Consider the following 21,226-nt stretch of genomic DNA (forward strand, 5'->3'; position numbering starts at 1 on the left):
CGGCCCCCGGTGAGAGCGAGTGGTCAGCCGGTGTGTACTGCGGCGCACGTGAAGCAGTGCACTGTCCGGGCGGCGGTCTCCACCGGCGGCGCCAGCAGCGGCCTGCGCCGGACCTCACGTTGGATCACACGCGCGTGGTTGGCGCAGACAGCGGCGCCGCAGCCGCGGCAGACACCGACAGCAGGGCTCGTGGTTCCAGCCGTGTTGCAGTCGAGGCAGAGCATCAGCGGGCCTCTCCGGAGGTGGCCAGTTCGGTCGCCGTGAACTTCCCGCGCCAGGCCAGCGACACGTAGACCAGGGCGATCAGGACCGGTACCTCGATCAGCGGGCCGACGACGCCGGAGAGGGCCTGGCCACTGGTGACGCCGAAGGTCGCGATGGCGACCGCGATCGCCAGCTCGAAGTTGTTGCCCGCAGCGGTGAAGGCGAGGGTGGCCGTGCGGTCGTAGGCAAAGCCGATGACCTTGCCGAGAGCGAAGGTGCCGAACCACATCACCGCGAAATACACGAGGAGCGGCACCGCGATGCGGGCCACGTCCAGCGGTTGCGAGGTGATCGTCTTCCCCTGGAGGGCGAAGAGGATGACGATGGTGAAGAGCAGCCCGTAGAGCGCCCACGGGCCGATCTTCGGCAGGAACTTCGCCTCGTAGTCGGCACGCCCGAGCTTCTTCTCGCCGATGCGGCGGGTGAGGTAGCCCGCGAGGAGCGGGATACCGAGGAAGACGATCACGTTCAAGGCAATGTGCCAGACGGGTACGTCCAGCCCTTGCCCGTCGCCGAGGCCGAGCCAGCGGGGCAGCAGGTCGAGGTAGAACCATCCCAGGACGCCGAAGGCGAAAACCTGGAAGACGGAGTTGAGTGCGACCAGGACGGCGGCGGCTTCGCGGTCGCCGCAGGCGAGGTCGTTCCAGATGATCACCATGGCGATGCATCGGGCGAGACCCACGATGATCAGCCCGGTGCGGTACTCGGGAAGGTCGGGCAGGAAGATCCAGGCCAGCGCGAACATCAGTGCCGGACCGACGATCCAGTTGATGAACAGCGACGACAACATCAGCTTCCGGTCACCGGTCACCGAGTCGAGTCGGTCGTAACGGACCTTGGCGAGCACCGGGTACATCATCACCAGCAGGCCGATGCCGATGGGCAGGGAAATCCCGCCGACCTCGACCTTGGCCAGGGCGTCGTTCATTCCTGGCACGAGGCGGCCGAGACTGAGACCGAGTCCCATCGCCAGGAGGATCCACACCGCCAGGAAGCGGTCGAGGGTGGACAGCCTGGCGACGATCGAAGCGTCTCCGGTGGCTGGCGGCTGCGAGCTGGGACCGGGTTTGGTCGCGGTCATCAACAGACTCTCTTTCGTCCAAATCGGGGCGAGCTTGGCTCAGGGTGTTGCCTCGTGAGCAGGCCGTACACAGCGATCACATCAGGGAATGCTGACGTCAGCCATCACTGATGTTCCCACATCAGTTCACCCTGATGCCATTTGAAGCTGACATCAGCCTCGAATGGCCTAATGTTGGGGTTGCCGGCTTTCGCGGCTGAGCCTGGGTCGCCTGCGCGCGGGCCAAGCCGCAGGCGGCTGAACGCGACCTCGGTCGATGGGAGGGCGTGCCTGAGCGGGCATCATGGTGACGAGCCGAGTGGGAGCGATGAAGGTCGGCGCTCCATGGCAAACCTGGATCCGACGGACCGGCAGGCCGTCTATGACGAGCACGAGGGCGCCCGCCAGACCTTTCACGGTTCCTCAGCGCCGCCTCGAAGGATGACCTTGAACGACCTTCCCGCGGCACGAAATGAACCAACGAGCAGCTGCTGTGGCACATGCTCTTCGGCTACATGGTCGTCTGGGCGCTGCGCGTCCTGGCGCTCACCTTCGGGCGGCTCCCGCGTCGGCCGAGCAAGATTTTCGCGCGGTTTTGAATGCCGACACGGCGGCTTTCAACCTGGTCAATTACCTGGAGCCGCGCGGGGCGGTGAACATGTACGGGCCGCACCGTATGGGTGCCGCACTCGACGGCGTTGTCGACTCGCTACGCCGCCACCTGGCCCGCGACCGCTACCCGACCCAGCACTTCGACTTCCACCGCCTCGGCTCACTCTCGACGGCGGCGGGAAGAGGCTCGGTCACCTCTGAGGCATCGGGGGGGGGCCGCGCTCGGATCAGGCTCCCTTTGCGGCACCAGTCAGCAGGGCGCCCATGGCGGCGATGACCGAGGGTTCCACCCGGTAGTACACCCAGGTGCCGCGCCGCTCGGAGGAGAGCAGCCCGGCCTCCTTGAGCTTCTTCAGGTGGTGGGAGACGGTCGGCTGGGAGACCCCGACGTCGGAGATGTCGCAGACGCACGCCTCGCCGCCCTCGTGCGAGGCGACGGCCGAGAAGAGCCGCAGCCGCACCGGGTCGCCCAGGGCCTTGAACATCACGGCTGTGCGCTCGGCCTCGTCCGCGGTCAGCGGGCGCTCGGTCAGTGGCGGGCAGCACGGCACGACGGCATCCGGCTCCAGCAGCGGCAGCACGCTCACGTTCGACATACGTCTATGTTGACACATGTCGAACCAGTCGGGCCAGGGTGCGTTCAGCGGCGGAGGGCGCGGGCCAGCCGGCCGGCTATCCGCCGGGCGTCGCGGCCGACCCCCCGTAGGGAGTTCGACGACAGGCTTCGCTGGCCTTCCAGTCCGACGAAGGCCAGCCGGTCGTGCGCAAGCGACATGCCCTCCCTGTGCTGAGGCCGCCCGTGGTCGCCCATGACGCTCAGGCGCTCCAGGTAGGGCAGGTTCGGTCGGTAGCCGGTCGCCAGCACGATCGCGTCCACCTCTTCCGTCGCGCCGTCCGACCAGGTAACCTTCCGGCCGTCCATGCGGTCGAACAAAGGGCGCCAGTTCGGCTCCCCGGACCGGACTGCGGTCCGGTAGCGGCCGAGGTCGAAGACCGGCTGGGTGGGCGGGGTGCGCAGGAAGCGCCCGACCGGGGCGGCGTCCACGCCGGAATGAACCAGCCAGAAGTGCATGTCGCGGCCGAGAATGCGCTGGGGGGCGAATCTCACGGGCTGTCGACTGGTGAGCGACACCGTCGCTACGTCGGCCAGCTCGACGGCGATCTGCACCGCGGAGTTGCCGGCCCCGACCACGACCACCCGTCGCCCGGTGAACTGCTCGGGGCTGCGATAGTCGGCGGCGTGCAGCACCGTCCCCTCGAAGCAGTCCATGCCCGGCAGGGCGGGGAGGTGAGGGTGCCCGAAGGTGCCGGAGGCGGCTACCACCGCCCGCGCCGAGAACCGTTCGCCGCCCGTGAGGCTGACGGTGAAGCCCTTCCCCTTGGTATCGGCATCGACGGTGGCTGCATGCGCGCCGGTGCGGATCTCGGCATCCAGGCGCCCTGCGTAACGGGTCAGGTAGGCGACGACTTCATCCCGGTGCGGGTACCGCTCGGGGTCGCCTCCGAACGGCAGTCCGGGCAGTGAGCTGTACCGGGCGGGCGAGAACAGCGTGAGGCTGTCGTAGTACCGCGGCCAGGATCCCGCCGTCCGGTCCGAAGCCTCCAGTACCACCGGCCGCAGGCCCTGCTGCGTCAGGGCGTGGGCCGTTGCCAGACCGGCCTGACCGCCCCCGATCACCGCCACGTCGATGCGTTCCATGAAAATCCCTCCGATTCGACGAATGTCTATGTTGACGCTCATCGAATCAGGTGTCATGCTGACAACGCAAGCCATCGACAGATATCGAAACACCGAGGAGTCGACCGTGAACGCGCCTGCCACCACCGATCTGCCCGTCGTCGTCATCGGAGCCGGCCCCGCGGGCCTGGCCGCCGCCGCGCACCTCGTCGAGCGCGGCATCGAACCGCTGGTCCTGGAGGCCGGCCCGGCTGCCGGAGCCGCGGTGCGCGAGTGGGCGCACGTACGCCTCTTCTCCACCTGGGGCGAGGTCACCGACCCGGCCGCCGAGAAGCTCCTGGCCCCCACCGGCTGGACCAAGCCCGATGCCGCCACCTACCCGTCCGGCGGCGACTGGGCCGAGCAGTACCTCCAGCCGCTCGCGGACGCCCTCGGAGACCGCGTCCGCTACGGCGCCAAGGTCACCGGCGTCTCCCGCACCGGCCGCGACCGCATCGTCGACGCCGACCGCGACACCCAGCCCTTCGTCCTGCACCTGACCACCGCCGACGGCGGCGAGGAACGCCTCTTCGCCCGCGCCGTCATCGACGCCTCGGGCACCTGGACCACCCCCAGCCCGGCCGGAGCCAGCGGACTGCCCGCGCTCGGCGAGAAGAGTGCGGCCGACCGCGTCACCTACCGCGTCCCCGACTTCAAGGACCCGGCCGTCCGCGCCCGCTACGCCGGCAAGCGCACCGCCGTCATCGGCTCCGGAGCCTCGGCCTTCACCGCCCTCGCCTACCTGGCCGACCTCGCCAAGGCCGAGGACGGCAGCGGCACGCACGCCCTGTGGATCCTGCGCCGCGGCATCTCCGGCTCCACCTTCGGTGGCGGAAACGCCGACCAGCTCCCCGCCCGCGGCGCCCTCGGCCTCGCCGCCAAGGCCGCCGTCGACAGCGGCCACGCGGACGCCGTCACCGGCTTCCGTACCGAAGCCATCGAGCGCGACTCCGACAGCCGTCTGGTTCTCGTCGGCGAGGACGGCCGCCGCCTCGACCCGGTGGACGAGGTCATCGTCCTCACCGGCTTCCGCCCCGACCTGGCATTCCTGTCCGAGATCCGGCTCGGCCTCGACGAGCGCCTCCAGGCCCCGCTCGAGCTCGCACCGCTGATCGACCCCAACCAGCACTCCTGCGGCACCGTCTACCCCCACGGCCACCGCGAACTGTCCCACCCCGAACAGGGCGTCTACCTCGCGGGCATGAAGTCCTACGGCCGTGCCCCCACCTTCCTCGCCCTGACCGGCTACGAGCAGGTCCGCTCCATCGCCGCCGCCCTCGCCGGTGACACCGACTCCGCCGACCGCGTCGAGCTCACGCTCCCCGAGACCGGAGTCTGCGGCGGCGCCGGCCTCTTCGACCAGCCCGAGGCCGCCGAGGAGACCGGTGGCGGCTGCTGCGCCGCCCCGGCCACCCTCACCATCGGCGCTCCCGCCTCCTCCGGCGGCTGCTAACCGAGGTGACCAACACCCAGGCCAGCGTGGCCGCGACCGGAACGGGGGCCCGGTCGCGGCCACGCGCCGTACTGCCCGCCCTCTGCGCCACGCAGATCACCGGCTGGGGCATCGTCTACTACGCCTTCCCGGTCCTGCTCCCGCGCCTGACGGCCGACACCGGCTGGTCCACGAACGCGGCCACGGCCGCCTTCTCCCTCGCCCTGCTCGTCTCCGCCGTCGCCGGAATCCCGCTCGGCCGCATCCTCGACCGCCGAGGCCCCAGAGCCGTGATGACCGCAGGCTCCGTCCTCGGAGTACTCGCGATCCTGCTCATCGCCGCCGCCCCCAACCTGGCCGTCTTCACCCTCGGCTGGCTGCTCGCCGGAGTCACGATGGCAGCCACCTTCTACCCGCCCGCGTTCGCCGCCATCACCCGCTGGTGGGGACCCGACCGCGTCCGCGCCCTGACGATCGTCACCCTCGCCGGGGGCCTCGCGTCCACCGTCTTCGCCCCGCTCACCGCCGCCCTCGCCGAACACCTCACCTGGCGCCAGACGTACGCCGTCCTGGCCGTGATCCTGGCCGCCGTCACCATTCCCGCCCACGCGCTCGCCCTACGGGCCCCCTGGCCGACGGCCCCACCCACCGCACCGACCAACGACCGCACCCCGATCGCCCGCAGCCGCCCCTTCCTCCTGCTGGCCGCCTCCTTCACCCTCTCCAGCTTCGCCATGTACGCCGTCGTCATGGGCCTGATCCCGCTCCTCACCGAACGCGGCGCCAGTCCGTCCACGGCAGCCTGGGCTCTGGGGCTCGGTGGGGCGGGTCAGACCCTTGGCCGCACTCTGTATGCAAGCCTGTCCGCCCGTACATCCGTCACGAGGCGCACGGCCACGCTCATCGCCCTCGGCGGTGCTACGACAGCAGCCCTGGCCCTCATTCCGGGACCCATTCCGCTCCTTGTCATCGTCGCGGTCCTGGCGGGAGTCGTTCGAGGAAACCTCACACTCCTTCAGGCCACCGCAGTCACCGACCGTTGGGGCACCACCCACTACGGACGCCTCTCCGGACTCCTCGGCGCCCCCGGTCACATCGCCGCAGCACTCGCCCCTTGGGCCGGAGCCGCCCTCGCTGGACCGCTTGGCGGCTACGGGCATCTCTTCGCCGGCCTGGCCGCGCTCTCCCTCATCGCGACGATTCTTGCGGTCATATGCCCAATGAAGGTGCAGACAGCGCGTAACTGGGGATAACCAGGGCGAGACGAAGGGAGTACTGATGAATGAGAAGTCTCTGAAACAACTCCTCGAAGAGGCCCGCCATCAGATCCAGGTCAACGACGACGAGCTCGCCGAAGCGAAACGACGAAGACAGCTCCTGGCCAACGCACTTGGACGTGCCTTCCCCGGATCGACCATCTACTTCAACGGCAGCGTCGCCCACGGTGACGCCAACACGCCTCTGACCGATGTCGACCTCGGCGCCAAGCTGAGCCCGGACGACGCTGAGGGATTCGGCCCCGACGGCGACGATGCGCTCCCTCTGATGGAGCGCGCCCGCGATGCGATCCGGGAGGATCTGGCCGACGAGTTCCCCAAGCTCACGGTAGAGGTAGCCGGGCGCCGGCGTGCCGTCCTCGTACGGTTCGGCGACCCGGTGACCGCAAGCCAGCCGGACTTCACAGCCGACGTGATGACGGCGATCCCGCACCCTTCTGGCAATGGCCTGTTCATCCCCAACATGGAGGTCGCCGACAAGTGGGACCGGGCTGACCCGATCACACACACCGAGATGGTGCTGGACGCCATCGACAAGACGGAGAACACGTTCGCCCGGACGGTGCGGCTGCTGAAGCACTGGAACTGCACCCACAGCAAGCCTCTGTGCTCGTGGAACATCAAAGCTCTCGCGCTGCAGTGCATCACGACGCCCATGCCGCTGGCCGAGGCCATCCAAGCCTTCTTCGCGCACGCGGCCCAGGAGTTCGAATCTGGGCAAACGGACGACCCGGCCGGTGTCGCCGGCCTCATCCCCCTCAACCTGCCGATCGGCGAAGTGCGCAAACGCCTCGATACAGCACGGGCCTACATCGACCTCGCAATCGAGCACGAGGCGGAGGGCCGCCCGCTGAGTGCTCAGCACGTCCTCAACAAGGTCCTTCCCGAGATCGTGCCCGACGCGGACGCCAGTGCAGAGGAGGCCGCCCGGCTCCGCAGGGCCGCCATCCTCTCCGGGAGCGCAGCGTCCGGACTGGGGCTCGTGGGTCCCGGCGTCACCCGAACCCGGGCTTGGACCCCGTAGGAATGGGAATCTGGTACGGGGTTCAGCCAGTCTGGTGGGCCCCACTCGAACGGGAAGCACGGCATCGCTTCGGCGAAGACCTGTGGCATTCCTACGGCGAAGGCCGATTGACGTATCGGCTGAGCGGGCTCGACGTGATCGGCGAGCCAGTTCCAGTACCGGTCACCGTCTGCTTCTACGACGAGCCGCGCTATCCCACCTTCGGGCAACGCCCCCGCGACTGCCCGCGCGTCTACGCGAAGCCCGGCGCCGCGTCAAAGCACCGGTACAGCACGGACGGCGCCTTGTGCATCTGGCAGCCGTACGATCCTGAGGAACACCGGTGGACGAGTTCGAAGGGCCTCCTCGACCTGTTCGAGATCGTCCGGACGCACCTGTTCATGGAGCACTGGTGGCGCCTCACCGGCGGGGACGCCGGCGGCGAATGGCTCATCGAGGACGCACCACACGGCCTGCCGGGGAGTAGCACGTGGGCACCGTCGTCATCATCTCGGCCGCGCCGCAGGCGAGCGGCTGGACATGGGCCCAGACCACCGCTCTGATCGTTCCTGTCATCGCGCTCGTCGGCGTCTACGTCACCTACACCCTCAATCAGCGTGCAGTACGGCGTGAACGCCGCTCCAGGACGTTCGCCGAAGCCCTGACAGCGGTCGAGGAGTATCTGGAGATGCCGTACCGCATCCGCCGACGGCCGCCCTCCCCGGATGTCCGACGGGAGCTCACCGACGAGGCCAGCTCCCTTCTCGCCCGCATGGCCTTTCACCACGCTTGGCTCCAGATCGAAGCCTCCGCCGTCGCCGAACCGTACGCCGCGCTCGTCGCTGCGGCGCGGTCCGAAGCGGGCGTCCACATGAGCGAGGCATGGCAGCAGCCCCCGATCGACACGGACAGCGGCATGAGCCTCGGCACCGCCTACCCCCGCGACCGCTCGAACACGGCACGCGCTGCCTGCATCCAGGCGATGCGCCGGCACCTCTGACACTGAGTCCGCATCAGTCCTCACCGCACGGGAATTCGGTGCCAACTAGCCTCGGTATGTGCCAACTATCGTCTGTCGTCACACGCGGTCAGCGGCGGACGCGGGGCATGCCCAGGCCGATCCAGGAGATGATCTCGCGCTGGATCTCGTTGTTGCCGCCGCCGAAGGTGAAGATGACCGCGCTGCGGTAGCCGCGTTCGAGTTCGCCGTGCAGGACCGCGCCGGCGGAGCCGTCCTTGAGGGAGCCGGCCGCGCCGACCACTTCCATGAGCCAGGCGTACGCGTCGCGGCGGGCCTCCGAGCCGTAGACCTTGACCGCGGAGGCGTCCTGCGGGGTGAGGGAGCCGGCCTGGACGGCGCCCACCATCTGCCAGTTGAGGAGCTTCATCGCGTCGAGGCGGGCGTGGGTGCGGGCGAGGCGGCCGCGGACCCAGGAGAGGTCGATGACGCGGCGGCCGTCGGCGAGCTTGGTGTCGGCGGCCCAGCGCTGGACGTCGTGCAGGGCGCGGATGGCCATGGTGCCGTGGGCGGCGAGGGTGACGCGCTCGTGGTTGAGCTGGTTGGTGATCAGGCGCCAGCCCTTGTTCTCCTGGCCCACGCGGCGGTTCGCCGGGACGCGGATGTTCTCGTAGTGGCTGGCGGTGGTGTCGTGCGAGGCGAGGGTGTTGATGAGGGTGCAGGAGTAGCCGGGGTCCGAGGTCGGGACCAGGAGCATGGTGATGCCCTTGTGGGCGGGGGCGTCCGGGTCGGTGCGGACGGCGAGCCAGACCCAGTCGGCGGTGTCGCCGTTGGTGGTCCAGATCTTCTGCCCGTTGACGACGTAGGTGCCGCTCTCCTCGTCGCCCTCGCGGACGGCCTTGCACTTGAGCGCGGCGAGGTCGGTGCCGGCGTCGGGCTCGCTGTAGCCGATGGCGAAGTCGATCTCGCCGGCGAGGATGCGCGGGAGGAAGTACGCCTTCTGCTCGTCGGTGCCGAACTGCATGATCGTCGGGCCGACGGTGTTCAGGGCCATCAGCGGCAGCGGGACGACGGCCTGCGCGGCCTCGTCGAAGAAGATGAACTGGTCCATGGGCGACATGCCGCGCCCGCCGTACTCCTCGGGCCAGCCGACCCCGAGCCAGCCGTCGGCGCCGAGGCGGCGGATGGTCTCGCGGTAGAAGCGCTTCTGGGCGGCCGGGTCCTCGTAGCGGGCGTAGACGTCCTCGGGCACCAGCTCGGCGAAGTAGGCGCGCAGCTCGGTGCGCAACCGCTGCTGCTCAGGCGTGTATTCGAGGTGCACGGCCCCTCCGGGAGTCTCGCGGTCCGTCGTCGCTGGCGGAGGGCAGAGTAGAACCTGTTACAAGAATCCGGAAGGGTCGGCGGCCCGGGATCTTCCCGGCCGGGCCCGAGGTCCCGGCCGGGCCCGAGGTCCCGGCCGGGCCGGGCCGGGCCGGGCAGGTCCGGCCGGTGACCGCGGTCAGCGCAGGAAGACCGCCGAGTACTCGAACTCCCCCACCGCCGCGTGCGCGGAGCCGGGGACGGCGACGAGGAGGGCGAGGGCGCCGGCGGTGGCGAACGCGGCGCCGATCGGAGGGGGCGCCGCGTCCGGATCGTGGACGCGGCGCGCCCGGCGGTCAGTTCAGGGCTCTGATCATCGCCTCGGCCGTCGCCGCCATGGCCGTGCGGGCCGCGGTCAGGTACGGGCGCGGGTCCGCCGGGGTGAGGTGGGCGCGGATGGCGCCGGTCATGGCCACGTTCAAGGCCGTGCCGATGTTGACCTTGCGGATGCCTCCCGCGACGGCCGCCGCGAGTTCCTTGTCCGGCAGTCCCGACGAGCCGTGCAGGACCAGCGGGACGTCCACGGCCTTGGCCAGCCGGGCCAGCAGGGCGTGGTCCAGCGAGGCCGTGCGGCTGGTCATGGCGTGGCTGCTGCCGACGGCCACGGCCAGCGCGTCCACGCCGGAGTCGGCGACGAACCGCCGCGCCTCGTCCGGATCGGTACGGGCGCCGGGCGCGTGCGGGTCCAGCGGCGCGGCGCCGCCCTTGCCGCCGACCTCCCCCAACTCGGCCTCGATCCAGAGCCCGTTGGCGTGTGCCCAGTCGGCCGCGGAGCGGGTCGCCTCCAGGTTCTCCGCGTAGGGAAGCTGCGCGGCGTCGTACATCACCGAGCCGAATCCCGCGTCGACCGCCTGCCGGAGCAGTTCGGAGCTCTTGACGTGGTCCAGGTGCAGCCCGACCGGGACGGCGGCCGCCTCGGCGCAGGCGGCGGCCGCGCGGGAGATGGGCAGCAGCTGCCCGCCCCTGAACTTCACGGCGTTCTCGCTCAGTTGCAGGATGACGGGCAGCCCGGCGGCCTCCGCTCCCGCGACGACGGCCTCGGCGTGCTCCAAGGTGATGATGTTGAACGCGGCGACGGCGCGGCCCGCGACGGCCGCCTCCAGGACGAGCGCTCCGGCGGGGGCGATGCTCATCGGACCGCCTCCTCGCCCGAGTTGAGGATCACCGACCGGGTCAGATGGCGCGGCGCGTCCGGGTCCAGCCCCTGGTGGGCGGCGACGGCGACGGCCAGCCGGTGCACCCGTACCAGCTCGGCGAGCGGGTCGAGCCGCCCGGCCACCCACTGGGCGCCGGTCCCGAGCACCTGCTCGGCGATCCCCTCGGGCGCCTCGCCGAGGGACCAGGTGACGGTGCCGGGCCCGGTGACGCTGACGGGCCCGTGCCGGTACTCCATCGCCGGGTAGGACTCGGCCCACGACAGCGAGGCCTCCCGCATCTTCAGCGCGGCCTCGTGCGCGAGCCCCACGCTCCAGCCGCGCCCCAGGAAGGTGAACTGCCCCCGGCTGACGAGCTCTTCGGGCACGGGCGCCGCGAGGGCCGTCCGGGCGTCGGCGACCGCGCCCGGGGTGTGGCGGCCGACGTGGGCGCGCAGCAGGGTCAGCGCGGTGGTGGCGAACCGGGTCTGGACGACGGACCGCTCGTCGGCGAAGTCCAGTACGACGAACCCGTCCGCGAGCGTCATCACCGGGGTCGCCGGGTCGCCGGTGACGGCCGTGGTGGGCACGCCCGACTCCCGCAGCGCGGCCAGCAGGTCCAGCACCTCGGTGGTGGTCCCCGACCGGGTGAGCGCGACGACCCGGTCGTAGCGGCGGTGGCGCGGGAACTCGGAGGCGGGGAAGGCGTCGGTCTCGCCCTGGCCGGCCTCCTCGCGCAGCGCGGCGGCCGCCTGCGCCATGTAGTACGAGGTCCCGCACCCGACGATCGCGGTCCGCTCCCCCGGCCTCGGCAGCACCGTCCGGTGGGACGGGGCCAGTTCGGCGGCCCGTTCCCAGCACTCGGGTTGTGTGCCCAACTCGTACGCGACGTGGCTCATGGCGGCTCCCTAGCGCGTTGGCTGCGATGCCTGCGTTTTCCTGCAAGGTATCGGCCTGTTTCGCGCAACTTCAAGCATTTGCCCCTTGAGTGCCTGGGTTAGTGTCGGCGGGTAGGCCGAGAGAGCACCCGGAGCAGCCGGGAAGACACCGAAGGGGGCGGGCCCGGATGACCCGCAAGGAGCGCTGGCAGACGCTGCTGGATCTGCTGGTGGAGCGGGGCGAGCTGGAGGTGGAGCCCGCCGCGGAGGCCCTCGGGGTGTCGGCGGCGACCGTGCGCCGCGACCTCGACCAGCTGGCCGAGCAGCAACTGCTGGTCCGCACGCGCGGCGGGGCGGTGCCGCACGGGGTCTCGTACGAACTCCCCCTGCGCTACCGGACCTCGCGCCGGGCCGCCGAGAAGCGGCGGATCAGCGAGGCGGTGGCGGCGCTGATCGTGCCGGGCGAGGTGATCGGCCTGACGGGCGGCACCACCACGACGGAGGTCGCGCGCACCCTCGCCGGCCGGGCCGACCTGGCGGCCCCGGCCGGACCGGCCGCCGGCTCGCCCGCGCTGACGGTGGTCACCAACGCCCTCAACATCGCGGGCGAGCTCGTCATCAGACCGCAGTTCAAGATCGTGCTGACGGGTGGGGTGGCCCGCCCCCAGTCGTACGAGCTGACCGGCCCGCTGGCCCAGGGCCTCCTCGGGCAGCTCACCGTGGACACGGCGGTGGTCGGCGTCGACGCCTTCGACCCGGCCGACGGGGCGGCCACCCGCCACGAGGACGAGGCGGCGATGAACCGCCTGCTCTGCGAGCGCGCCCGCCGCGTGATCATCGCGGCCGACTCCAGCAAGCTCGGCGTCCGCGCCTTCGCCCGGATCTGCGCGACCTCCGCGGTGGACGTCCTGGTCACGGACACGGGGCTCTCGGACGCGGGCGCGGAGCCGTTCGAGTCGGCGGGCGTGGAGGTCGTACGGGTGTAGCCGCGGCCGCCGTCAGTGCTCCGGCAGGCGTTCCGCCTCGCGGGACAGGGCGGCCAGGACCGGGGCGATCAGCGGGTGGGACTCGGCGCCGCGGCGGGTCGCGGCGAAGACGCGGCGGGTGGCCGCCGGGCCGGCGACGGGGCGCACCTGGACCTCCTTGAGGTCCATGCCGCGCAGCGCGGACCGCGGTACCAGGGCCACCCCGGCCCCCGCGCCCACCAGCGCCGTCACGGCCCGGAAGTCATCGGAGGAGTGCGCGAACCGGGGCTGGAACCCTGCGAGTTCGCACGCCAGCAGGGTCACGTCGTGGCACGGGTTCCCCGGGTACTGGCCCACCCAGTCGGAGTCCGACAGGTCCCCCAGCGCCACCGCCGGGAGGTCGGCGAGCGGGTGCCCCGAGGGCAGCACCGCGTCGAAGGGCTCCGCGTACAGCGGCAGGACGGACAGCCGGCCGTCGTCGGCGCCCGGGGCGCCCCGGTACTCGACCGCGAGCGCGACGTCGGCCTCGCCGTCCAGCAGCAGCGGCAGGCTCTGGTCGCCCTCCGCGTCGCGCACGCGCAGCCGGATCCCCGGGTGCTCCCGGCCGAGCCGGGAGATGGCCGGGGCGAGCACCTCGGCGATACCGGTCGCGAAGGCGGCCACCGTCACCTCGCCCGCCGAGCCGCCCGCGTACGCCGCGAGTTCCGCCTCCGCGCGCTCCAGCTGGGCCAGCACCTCGTGGGCGTGCCCGAGCAGGATCTCGCCGGCCGCGGTGAGCCGTACCCCGCGGCCGCTGCGGGTCAGCAGCGCGTGCCCCGTCTCCTGCTCCAGCGCGGCGAGCTGCTGGGAGACGGCGGAGGGGGTGAGGTACAGGGCTGCGGCCGCGGCGGTCACCGTACGGTGATCCGCCACGGCCCGCAGGATGCGCAGCCGGCGGGGGTCGATCACACCGCCATTGTCTCAGGGCTCAGGGGTCTCCCCGGTCCCTCAGGCCCCAGCGGTCGCGAGCGCCGCGCGGGCGTCCACGAAGGCCGCCACGGCGCGCTCCACGTCGGCCGTGGAGTGGGCCGCCGAGAGCTGGACGCGGATCCGGGCCGCGCCCATCGGAACCACCGGGTACGAGAACCCGATCACGTACACGCCGCGCTCCAGCAGCAGCTCGGCCATCCGGGCCGCCTCGGCCGCGTCGCCGATCATCACCGGGGCGATGGCGTGGTCGCCGGGCAGGATCTCGAAGCCGGCCCCGGTCATCTTCGAGCGGAACAGCGCCGTGTTCGCGGCGAGCTGCTCGCGCAGGTCACCGGCGGACTCCAGCAGGTCGAGGACCTTCAGCGAGGCCGCCGCGATCACCGGGGCGAGCGAGTTCGAGAAGAGGTACGGGCGCGAGCGCTGGCGCAGCAGCGCCACGATCTCGGCGCGGGCGGCGACGTAGCCGCCGGAGGCGCCGCCGAGCGCCTTGCCGAGGGTGCCGGTGATGATGTCGACGCGGTCCATGACCCCGTGCAGCTCCGGGGTGCCGCGGCCGCCGGGGCCGACGAAGCCGACGGCGTGGGAGTCGTCGACCATGACCATCGCGTCGTAGCGGTCGGCGAGGTCGCAGATCTCCTGGAGGGGGGCGACGTAGCCGTCCATGGAGAAGACGCCGTCGGTGACGATCAGCTTGCGGCGGGCGCCGCCTGCGGCCGCCTCCTTGAGCTGGTGCTCCAGGTCGGCCATGTCGCGGTTGGCGTAGCGGAAGCGGCGGGCCTTCGACAGGCGGATGCCGTCGATGATCGAGGCGTGGTTGAGGGCGTCGGAGATCACCGCGTCCTCGGCGCCGAGGAGGGTCTCGAAGACACCGCCGTTGGCGTCGAAGCAGGAGGAGTAGAGGATCGTGTCCTCCTGGCCGAGGAACGCCGAGAGCCGCGCCTCCAGCTCCTTGTGCACCTCCTGCGTGCCGCAGATGAAGCGGACCGAGGCCATGCCGTAGCCCCAGCGGTCCAGGGCGTCCTTGGCGGCGGCGACCACCTCGGGGTGGTCGGCCAGGCCCAGGTAGTTGTTGGCGCAGAAGTTGAGGACCTCGCCGGGGGCGCCGCCGGAGGTGACGGCGACGGAGGCGCTCTGCGGGGTGCCGATGACGCGCTCGGGCTTGTGCAGTCCGGCGGAACGGATCTCGTCGAGGGTGGTACGGAGGTCCTCGCGGACGGTCTCGAACATGTGCGGTGCTCTCTTTCTCCTGTGTGCGGCGGCGGAGGGAGGGGGCCGGGCCCCGCCGGAGGGGGGAGGGTGGGCGGGGCCCGGCCGGAGGGAAATGGTCTGTGGGAGCGGCTGGTACCGGAACCGGGCGGAGCCGGTGGGCACGGAACGGAACGCCGGGAGCGCCACCGCCCGCGCGGGGCTGTGAACGACCAGGCACCCGCGAGCGCCCCAGGGCCGTTGCCGCCTCGACGCTACCGGCAGCCGGGGCAGCCTCGGCGACCCCAGCCACCGACGGCGCGGGGCCACTGCCGGCCTGACGCCACCGACGGCCCGGGGCAGTCTCGGTGACCCCGGCCATCGGCTGCCCCGGCGCCACCGGCGGCCCGGGGCTGTTGCCGGCCCGGCGGCGCCGACGGGCTCGGGGCCCCGCGCACGGGGGCGTGAGTACCCCCGGCCCCATCGGCAGCCGGGGCGGTCCCCGGCGGCCCGGTGCCATCGGCCCCGTCCGGCCGTTACCGACGGGCCCGTGCCCTGGGCGCGGGGCAACTTGCCCGGGGCACCGGCGGCCCGGTGCCATCGCCGTGCCGCCCGGGGCGGGCCGGGCTGCGCCGGGCCGGCCCGTACGGCCCGTACGGCGCGGCCGGCGCGTCGGCGGTCCGGTTATGCGGTCCAGTCGAGGATGATCTTGCCGCTGCGGGCGGTCGACGCCTCGTCGAACGCGGCCTCGAACTCCGTGTGCGCGTACCGGCCGGTGATGACGGGGCTGAGGTCCAGCCCGCCCTCCAGCAGCACCGTCATCGCGTACCAGGTCTCGAACATCTCGCGGCCGTAGATGCCCTTGATGGTGAGCATCGAGGTGACGACCTTGGCCCAGTCGACCGGGAAGCCCTGCGCGGGCAGGCCCAGCATCGCGATCCGGCCGCCGTGCGTCATGTTCGCGATCATGTCCTGCATCGCCTCGGCGCGGCCCGACATCTCCAGGCCGATGTCGAAGCCCTCGCGCAGCCCCAGCCGCGCCTGCGCGTCGGCGATCGTGGTGTTGCGGACGTCCACCGCGAGCGTGGCGCCCGCCTTGCGGGCGATCTCCAGCCGCTCGGGGCTGACGTCGGTGATGACGACGTTGCGCGCACCGGCGTGCTTGGCCACGGCCGCCGCCATGATCCCGATCGGGCCCGCGCCGGTGATCAGCACGTCCTCGCCGACCAGCGGGAACGACAGCGCGGTGTGCACGGCGTTGCCGAACGGGTCGAAGATCGCCGCCACGTCCAGGTCCACGGCGGTCCGGTGCACCCACACGTTCTGCGCGGGCAGGACCACGTACTCGGCGAAGGCGCCGTCGCGCCCGACGCCGAGCCCGATCGTGCTGCGGCACAGGTGACGGCGTCCGGCCAGGCAGTTGCGGCACTTGCCGCACACCAGGTGCCCCTCGCCGCTGACCAGCGCGCCGATCTCGATGTCCTGGACGTCCGCGCCGAGCGCCGCGACCTCGCCGACGAACTCGTGGCCGAGGACGAGCGGGGTCTTGACCGCGCCCTGCGCCCAGCCGTCCCAGGCGCGGATGTGGAGGTCGGTTCCGCAGATGCCGGTGCGGAGCACCTTGATCAGCACGTCGCCGGCGCCGTACTCGGGCTCGGGGACGTCCATGAGCCACAGCCCGGGCTCGGCCTTGTGCTTGACGAGTGCCTTCATGGGGGTGGCTCCAGGCATGCGGAAGGGTGCACCGCGGGCGTCGTGCGCGAGCGGTACGGGTGACGGGCACCAATCTGCCGACCGGGCCCTTGATCAGTCCATCGAGACTTTCTTAAGCGGGTCGACAGCGCAGCTTCACGCCTATGCTCCTCAGGTGACGGGGCGGGGGTCCCGGCAGTGTCCGGGGCAGGGGAACGGGGAGGTGGGGGGCGTGCCGAGTCTGCGCGGAAGGGCGCTTTCGGCCGCGCTGACGGCGGCGGGACGGCGAAGACGGTTCGCGAGCGCGGAGGCGGTCCGGACCCGGGTGGCGCGGGCGGCGCGCCGGCCCGCGTCGCACCTGCCGCCGCGCTCGCTGGGCCGGGTCGCCGAGGTGTCGCGGACCTTCGTGGGGGCCTGGCCGGTGTACGACTTCTCCCCGCTCGGGGGCGAACCCGCCGCGCAGGTGCTGTACGTGCACGGCGGCGGGTACGTCAACGAGCTGGTCCGGCCGCACTGGGCGCTGGTGCGGACCCTGGTGACCCGGGCCCGGGCGCAGGTCGTCGTACCGGCGTACATCCTGGCCCCGCGCGGCAGCGCCGACCGGACGGTGCCGGTCGCCGCCGATCTGCTGAGCGGCATGATCGCGAGCGCCGGCGCGGGCGGGACGGTGCTCGTCGGGGACTGCGCCGGGGCCGGGCTGGCGCTGGCCGCCGCGCAGCGGCTGCGGGAGCGCACCGTGGCGCAGCCGTCCCGGATCGTGCTGATCTCGCCCTGGCTGGACGTGAGCATGAGCCATCCGGACCAGCCGGCGATCGAGGCGGCGGATCCGGTACTGGCCCGGCCGGGACTGCTGGAGGCCGGCCGGCTGTACGCGGGCAACCTCGCCGCCGACGACCCCCGGGTGAGTCCGCTGCACGGGTCGTTCGCGGGTCTGGCGCCCCTGACCGTGTTCACGGGCACCCGGGACGTGCTGATCACCGACAGCCGGGAGCTGCTGCGCCGGGCCAGGGCGGTCGGCACCGAGGTGGAGTTCCACGAGGAGCCGGGGATGCCGCACGGCTACCCGCTGCTGCCGGTGCCGGAGGGGCGGGCGGCCCGCGACCGGATCGTGGAGCTGGTCAGGACGGCGGCCGGCCCGTGACGGCTCGCCCTCCGTCCCGCTCCGCCCGCCCTCCGTCCCGCTCCGCCCCCGCACCGGCCTGAACACCCGCCCGGGCCCCGGCCCGTGGCCCCGCCGCGCTACGCCGTGCACGTCATCAGCGAGCTGACCGGCCAGGCGCGGTACGCCGTCCAGTACGCCTCGTCCCGCACCGCGTCGGCCGGCGGGGGCCGGCCCGGCTGCCAGCCGACGGTGGAGAAGCCCGCCTCCACGGCCGCTTCGGCGAAGTCGGAGTGCGTCCACTCCCGGTACTCGAAGTGCTGCGGCGGTTCGGTGAGGAACTGCGCCTTCAGCAGCGGTGCGTCCCCGTCCGCGACCCGGTCCAGGATCCGCACCCCGTACGGCGACCAGTCCACCTCCGGGAACGCCCCGGCGTTGGGGACGATGGCCAGCAGCCGGCCGCCGGCCCGCAGGTTGGCGCGGATGGAGCGGAACATGGCGTGCAGCGCCGTCCGGTCGGGCGCGTGGTTGAAGAGGTACACGGCGGTGGCGAGGTCGAAGGGGCCGAGCTGTGGCATGCCGACCGCGTCGGCGACGACGTACTCGACGGCGGAGGACCCCTCGGGGTGCTCCGCCCGCGCCCGGCGGATGCGTTCGGGGCAGCTGTCGACGCCGACGGTGCGCCGGGCGCCGCCGCTCGCCAGCAGCCGGACGATGCCGCCGTGGCCGCAGGCCAGGTCGAGGGTGTCGAGGCCGTGGACCCCGCCGAGGGCGTCGAGCGCGGTGCACAGGGTGAAACCGTCCGCCACCGAGAAAGCCGTCGGGATCGTTGACGTGTCATACGGCTGTTGCATGTCCGCAAGCCTCCCCGGCCCGGCGAGGGGGACCGCCCCCGCACCGGGACCGTCCCCCGGACGGGGGAGGCGTTCGGGTCAGTGCGTACGGCGTACGGGGCGCCGCGCGCCCGGCGTCAGTGCGCGGCCGGGCGCGCGGTGAGCAGCTCCCGGGCGCAGCCGCGCAGCCAGGCGTGCGCCGGGTCGGCGTCGTGGCGGGGGTGCCAGGCCATGCCGAAGGGCAGGGCCGGCAGATCGAGCGGGATCCGGAAGGTCTCCAGTCCGAGGCCGGCGGCGAGCGGCGCGGCCTGGGTGGTGAGCAGCCCGACGAGGTCGCTCTCGCGCAGGACGAACAGGGAGGCGGGGAAGGTTCCGACGCTGCCGACCACCCGCCGGGTCAGGCCGAGTTCGGCGAGCGCGGTGTCGACGGGGCCTTCGAGGCGGCCGCGCCGGGAGGCGATCAGGTGGTCGGCGGCGGCGAACCGGCGGGCGGTGAGCCGTCCCCCCAGCAGCGGGTGCCCGGGGCGTACGACGCCCACCATGAGCTCGTCGGAGAGGTGCTCGACGCGTACCTCGGGGGAGCGGGTGTCGACGACGCCGAGTTCGAGGTCGGCCATGCCCTCGCGCAGGGCGGGCACGTCGACGTGGCTCTCCGACAGGAAGCGCAGCCGCACCCCGGGGGCCTCGCGCGCGATCCGGGTGAACAGGGTGGCCCCGGACACGGCGGTGAAGGCCTCGTTGGCCAGCACGGTGAAGGTGCGGGTCAGGGTGGCCAGGTCCACCTGGCCGCCGGTCAGGAAGAGCGCGCGGGCCCGCTCGACGACGGCCTTGACCTCGCACTGGACGGCGAGGGCGTGCGGGGTGGGGACCATGGTCCGGCCGGCGCGGACCAGCACGGGGTCACCGAGGGCCTTGCGGATGCGGCCGAGGGTGCGGCTCATGGCGGGCTCGGACAGGTGCAGGCGGGCCGCCGCCCTGGAGACGCTCGACTCCTCCAGGAGGACGTCCAGGGCGACCAGCAGGTTCAGGTCCATCCCGGATTGCGTCACGCGCATTCATCCCTTGCAGAACTTGCACTGGAAAGCAGGTCAGCCCAACCCTACGGTGAGCGGCGGGACATGAGTCCCCCGCCCGAGCCCGATCCTGACTCCGAGGAGGAGCCTTGCTCCGCCATGCCGACATACAGGACCGGGCCGTGCCCGGGCCGGCTCCCACGCTGACCCGCGCCACCCTGCTGGTGCTGTGCGCCTGCGTCCTCGTCGCGCAGGCGATGGTGGCGGCCGTCAACCTGCTGATCCCGCAGCTCGCCGCCTCCACCCTGCACCCCACGCCCGGCCAGCTGCTCTGGGCCGTCGACGCGTACGTCATCGTCTTCGCCGCGCTGCTGATCCCGGCCGGGGCGCTCGGCGACCGCTACGGCCGCAAGGGCGCCCTGATGTCCGGGCTCGGCCTGTTCGCGGCGGGCGGCGCGGTCAGCGCGCTCGCCACCACCCCGGCCGTGCTGATCGCCGGGCGCGGCCTGTGCGGGGCCGGGGCGGCGCTGATCATGCCGGCCACGATGTCCGTCCTGGTCCACCTGAGCCCGCCCGAGCGGCGCGCCCAGGCCCTGGCCACCTGGACGCTGACCATCGGCCTCGGGGGCCTGACGGGCAACATCGGCGGCGGCCTGGCCGGCCAGTACCTGACCTGGCGGGCGCTGTTCTGGGCCGTCGTCCCGCTCGGCGGGCTGCTCGCACTGATCGTGGCCCGCGCGGTCCCCCGTACTCCCTCGCGGCCCGACGCGTCCGTCGACCCCCTGGGCGCGGCGCTGCTCGCGGGCGCGCTGCTCGCCGTGGTCTACGGGATCATCGAGGGCCCGGGCTTCGGCTGGGGTTCGGTGCGCGTGCTGAGCGCCTTCGGCGCCGGTGCGGCGCTGCTCGCCGCCTTCACCCTGTACGCGCTGCGCGCCGCGGCCCCGCTGCTGGACCCGCGGATCTTCCGGTCCCCGAAGCTGCGGGCCGGGACGCTCGGCATCGGTACGGGCTTCTTCGGGCTGTTCGCGCTCTTCTACGTGAACCCCCAGTACCTCCAGTACGCCAAGGGCTTCTCCCCCGCGATGGCCGGGCTGGCGATCATCCCGGTGACCACGGGCCTGGCCGTGATGCCCAAGCTGGGCGCCCGGCTGGCGCAGCGGACCGGGCCGAGGCTGCCGATCGGCGTAGGTCTCGCCATGGTCGGCGCGGGGCTGCTGCTGCTCTCCACGGTCGACAAGGACACCCCGTACCTCGTGTACGCCGTCTACCTGCTGGTGATGTCCGCCGGGGCCGGGCTGAGCGCGCCCTCGCTGACCCTGACCGTGGTCGCCGAGCTGCCGGCCCACCAGGCGGGCCTGGGCTCCGGGCTGAACACCGCCGCCCGCGAGATCGGCGCCGCGCTGGGCGTGGCGGTGTTCGGCACCGTGCTGGCCTCCCGCTTCCACGGGGACCCTCGGGACCCGGCGCAGGTCACCGCGTTCACCGATGCCATGGGGGTGGCGCTGGGCACGGTGGGCGTGGTGGCGCTGCTGGCCGCGGCCACCGTGACGATGGGCTACCGGGAGCGGGCCGCCGCGAGCTGACCCCCCGGGGCCCCGGGGCCTCCCGGGGCCTCGCAGGGGCCCGGGGCCTCGCAGGGGCCCGGGGCCTCGCCTGGGCCTCCCGGACCTCCCGGGGCCTCCCGGACCTCCCGGGGCCTCGCAGGGCCTCCCGGGCCTCCCGGTGGCCGCGCCGCCGGCTCCCGGCGTGCGGGTGCGCCGCGCGGGCCCCAGGGCGC

The 21,226-nt window shown here is 72.6% G+C and carries 19 protein-coding genes; 7 read left to right on the plus strand and 12 right to left on the minus strand.

What is annotated here, in order from left to right; all coding sequences use genetic code 11:
- Positions 1-23 precede the first annotated feature (23 nt).
- The 4 genes from EES41_RS44130 to EES41_RS05825 form a co-directional block, all read right to left on the minus strand.
- Complete coding sequence (locus EES41_RS44130; protein WP_123076243.1) at positions 24-224, minus strand: DUF2180 family protein; 201 nt, start codon at positions 222-224, stop codon at positions 24-26.
- Positions 224-1,345, minus strand: coding sequence for an ACR3 family arsenite efflux transporter (arsB, locus tag EES41_RS05815; protein ID WP_123076245.1), 1,122 nt, complete (start codon positions 1,343-1,345; stop codon positions 224-226). Before arsB ends, EES41_RS44130 begins: the two co-directional genes overlap by 1 nt.
- Before the next feature lie 818 nt (positions 1,346-2,163).
- Positions 2,164-2,532, minus strand: coding sequence for a helix-turn-helix transcriptional regulator (locus EES41_RS05820; RefSeq protein ID WP_123076247.1), 369 nt, complete (start codon positions 2,530-2,532; stop codon positions 2,164-2,166).
- A 44-nt stretch (positions 2,533-2,576) separates the two neighbouring features.
- Positions 2,577-3,677: a flavin-containing monooxygenase gene (locus EES41_RS05825; RefSeq protein WP_367995764.1), complete on the minus strand. Its 1,101-nt coding sequence runs from the start codon at positions 3,675-3,677 to the stop codon at positions 2,577-2,579.
- Between the two features lie 64 nt (positions 3,678-3,741).
- Here EES41_RS05825 and EES41_RS05830 point away from each other — a divergent pair, with 64 nt between their 5' ends.
- The 4 genes from EES41_RS05830 to EES41_RS05850 all read left to right on the plus strand — a co-directional run bounded on the left by EES41_RS05830 (position 3,742) and on the right by EES41_RS05850 (position 8,365).
- Positions 3,742-5,106, plus strand: coding sequence for an NAD(P)-binding domain-containing protein (locus tag EES41_RS05830; protein WP_123076251.1), 1,365 nt, complete (start codon positions 3,742-3,744; stop codon positions 5,104-5,106).
- Between the two features lie 5 nt (positions 5,107-5,111).
- Complete coding sequence (locus EES41_RS05835) at positions 5,112-6,338, plus strand: MFS transporter (RefSeq protein ID WP_123076253.1); 1,227 nt, start codon at positions 5,112-5,114, stop codon at positions 6,336-6,338.
- Between the two features lie 25 nt (positions 6,339-6,363).
- Positions 6,364-7,386 (plus strand): nucleotidyltransferase, encoded by a 1,023-nt coding sequence (locus EES41_RS05840; RefSeq protein WP_123076255.1) that lies wholly within the window; start codon positions 6,364-6,366, stop codon positions 7,384-7,386.
- A 469-nt stretch (positions 7,387-7,855) separates the two neighbouring features.
- Positions 7,856-8,365: a hypothetical protein gene (locus tag EES41_RS05850; RefSeq protein WP_254211330.1), complete on the plus strand. Its 510-nt coding sequence runs from the start codon at positions 7,856-7,858 to the stop codon at positions 8,363-8,365.
- Between the two features lie 88 nt (positions 8,366-8,453).
- Here the strand turns inward: EES41_RS05850 and EES41_RS05855 are convergent, their stop codons facing one another.
- From EES41_RS05855 to EES41_RS05865, 3 genes are all read right to left on the minus strand, one after another.
- Positions 8,454-9,644, minus strand: a complete 1,191-nt coding sequence (locus EES41_RS05855) for an acyl-CoA dehydrogenase family protein (protein WP_073781037.1) — start codon at positions 9,642-9,644, stop codon at positions 8,454-8,456.
- 334 nt (positions 9,645-9,978) lie between these two features.
- On the minus strand, positions 9,979-10,815 hold the full coding sequence (locus tag EES41_RS05860; protein WP_123076259.1) for a class II fructose-bisphosphate aldolase: 837 nt from the start codon (positions 10,813-10,815) through the stop codon (positions 9,979-9,981).
- A complete protein-coding gene (locus EES41_RS05865) occupies positions 10,812-11,714 on the minus strand; it encodes an SIS domain-containing protein (RefSeq protein WP_123076261.1) in 903 nt (300 codons plus the stop codon). Before EES41_RS05865 ends, EES41_RS05860 begins: the two co-directional genes overlap by 4 nt.
- Positions 11,715-11,881: 167 nt before the next feature.
- Here EES41_RS05865 and EES41_RS05870 point away from each other — a divergent pair, with 167 nt between their 5' ends.
- A complete protein-coding gene (locus tag EES41_RS05870) occupies positions 11,882-12,679 on the plus strand; it encodes a DeoR/GlpR family DNA-binding transcription regulator (RefSeq protein ID WP_123076263.1) in 798 nt (265 codons plus the stop codon).
- Positions 12,680-12,691: 12 nt separating this feature from the next.
- Here the strand turns inward: EES41_RS05870 and EES41_RS05875 are convergent, their stop codons facing one another.
- From EES41_RS05875 to tdh, 3 genes are all read right to left on the minus strand, one after another.
- Positions 12,692-13,606, minus strand: a complete 915-nt coding sequence (locus EES41_RS05875) for a LysR family transcriptional regulator (RefSeq protein WP_123076265.1) — start codon at positions 13,604-13,606, stop codon at positions 12,692-12,694.
- Positions 13,607-13,645: 39 nt separating this feature from the next.
- Positions 13,646-14,854 (minus strand): glycine C-acetyltransferase, encoded by a 1,209-nt coding sequence (locus EES41_RS05880; RefSeq protein ID WP_123076267.1) that lies wholly within the window; start codon positions 14,852-14,854, stop codon positions 13,646-13,648.
- A gap of 642 nt (positions 14,855-15,496) precedes the next feature.
- Positions 15,497-16,525 carry an L-threonine 3-dehydrogenase gene (gene tdh, locus EES41_RS05885; RefSeq protein ID WP_123076269.1) on the minus strand — a complete coding sequence of 343 codons (1,029 nt, stop codon included), beginning with the start codon at positions 16,523-16,525 and terminating at the stop codon, positions 15,497-15,499.
- A 211-nt stretch (positions 16,526-16,736) separates the two neighbouring features.
- Here tdh and EES41_RS05890 point away from each other — a divergent pair, with 211 nt between their 5' ends.
- Positions 16,737-17,645, plus strand: coding sequence for an alpha/beta hydrolase fold domain-containing protein (locus EES41_RS05890; RefSeq protein ID WP_254211331.1), 909 nt, complete (start codon positions 16,737-16,739; stop codon positions 17,643-17,645).
- Positions 17,646-17,743: 98 nt separating this feature from the next.
- On the opposite strand, the gene EES41_RS05895 is transcribed toward EES41_RS05890, so the two are convergent.
- On the minus strand, positions 17,744-18,457 hold the full coding sequence (locus tag EES41_RS05895; protein ID WP_123076273.1) for a class I SAM-dependent methyltransferase: 714 nt from the start codon (positions 18,455-18,457) through the stop codon (positions 17,744-17,746).
- Between the two features lie 116 nt (positions 18,458-18,573).
- Positions 18,574-19,491 carry a LysR family transcriptional regulator gene (locus EES41_RS05900; protein ID WP_123076275.1) on the minus strand — a complete coding sequence of 306 codons (918 nt, stop codon included), beginning with the start codon at positions 19,489-19,491 and terminating at the stop codon, positions 18,574-18,576.
- A gap of 140 nt (positions 19,492-19,631) precedes the next feature.
- Between EES41_RS05900 and EES41_RS05905 the strand changes: the two genes are divergently transcribed.
- On the plus strand, positions 19,632-21,032 hold the full coding sequence (locus tag EES41_RS05905; RefSeq protein ID WP_254211730.1) for an MFS transporter: 1,401 nt from the start codon (positions 19,632-19,634) through the stop codon (positions 21,030-21,032).
- Positions 21,033-21,226: the final 194 nt, after the last annotated feature.

The sequence above is a fragment of the Streptomyces sp. ADI95-16 genome, assembly GCF_003721495.1.
In the GTDB taxonomy this organism is placed as follows: Bacteria; Actinomycetota; Actinomycetes; order Streptomycetales; family Streptomycetaceae; genus Streptomyces; species Streptomyces goshikiensis.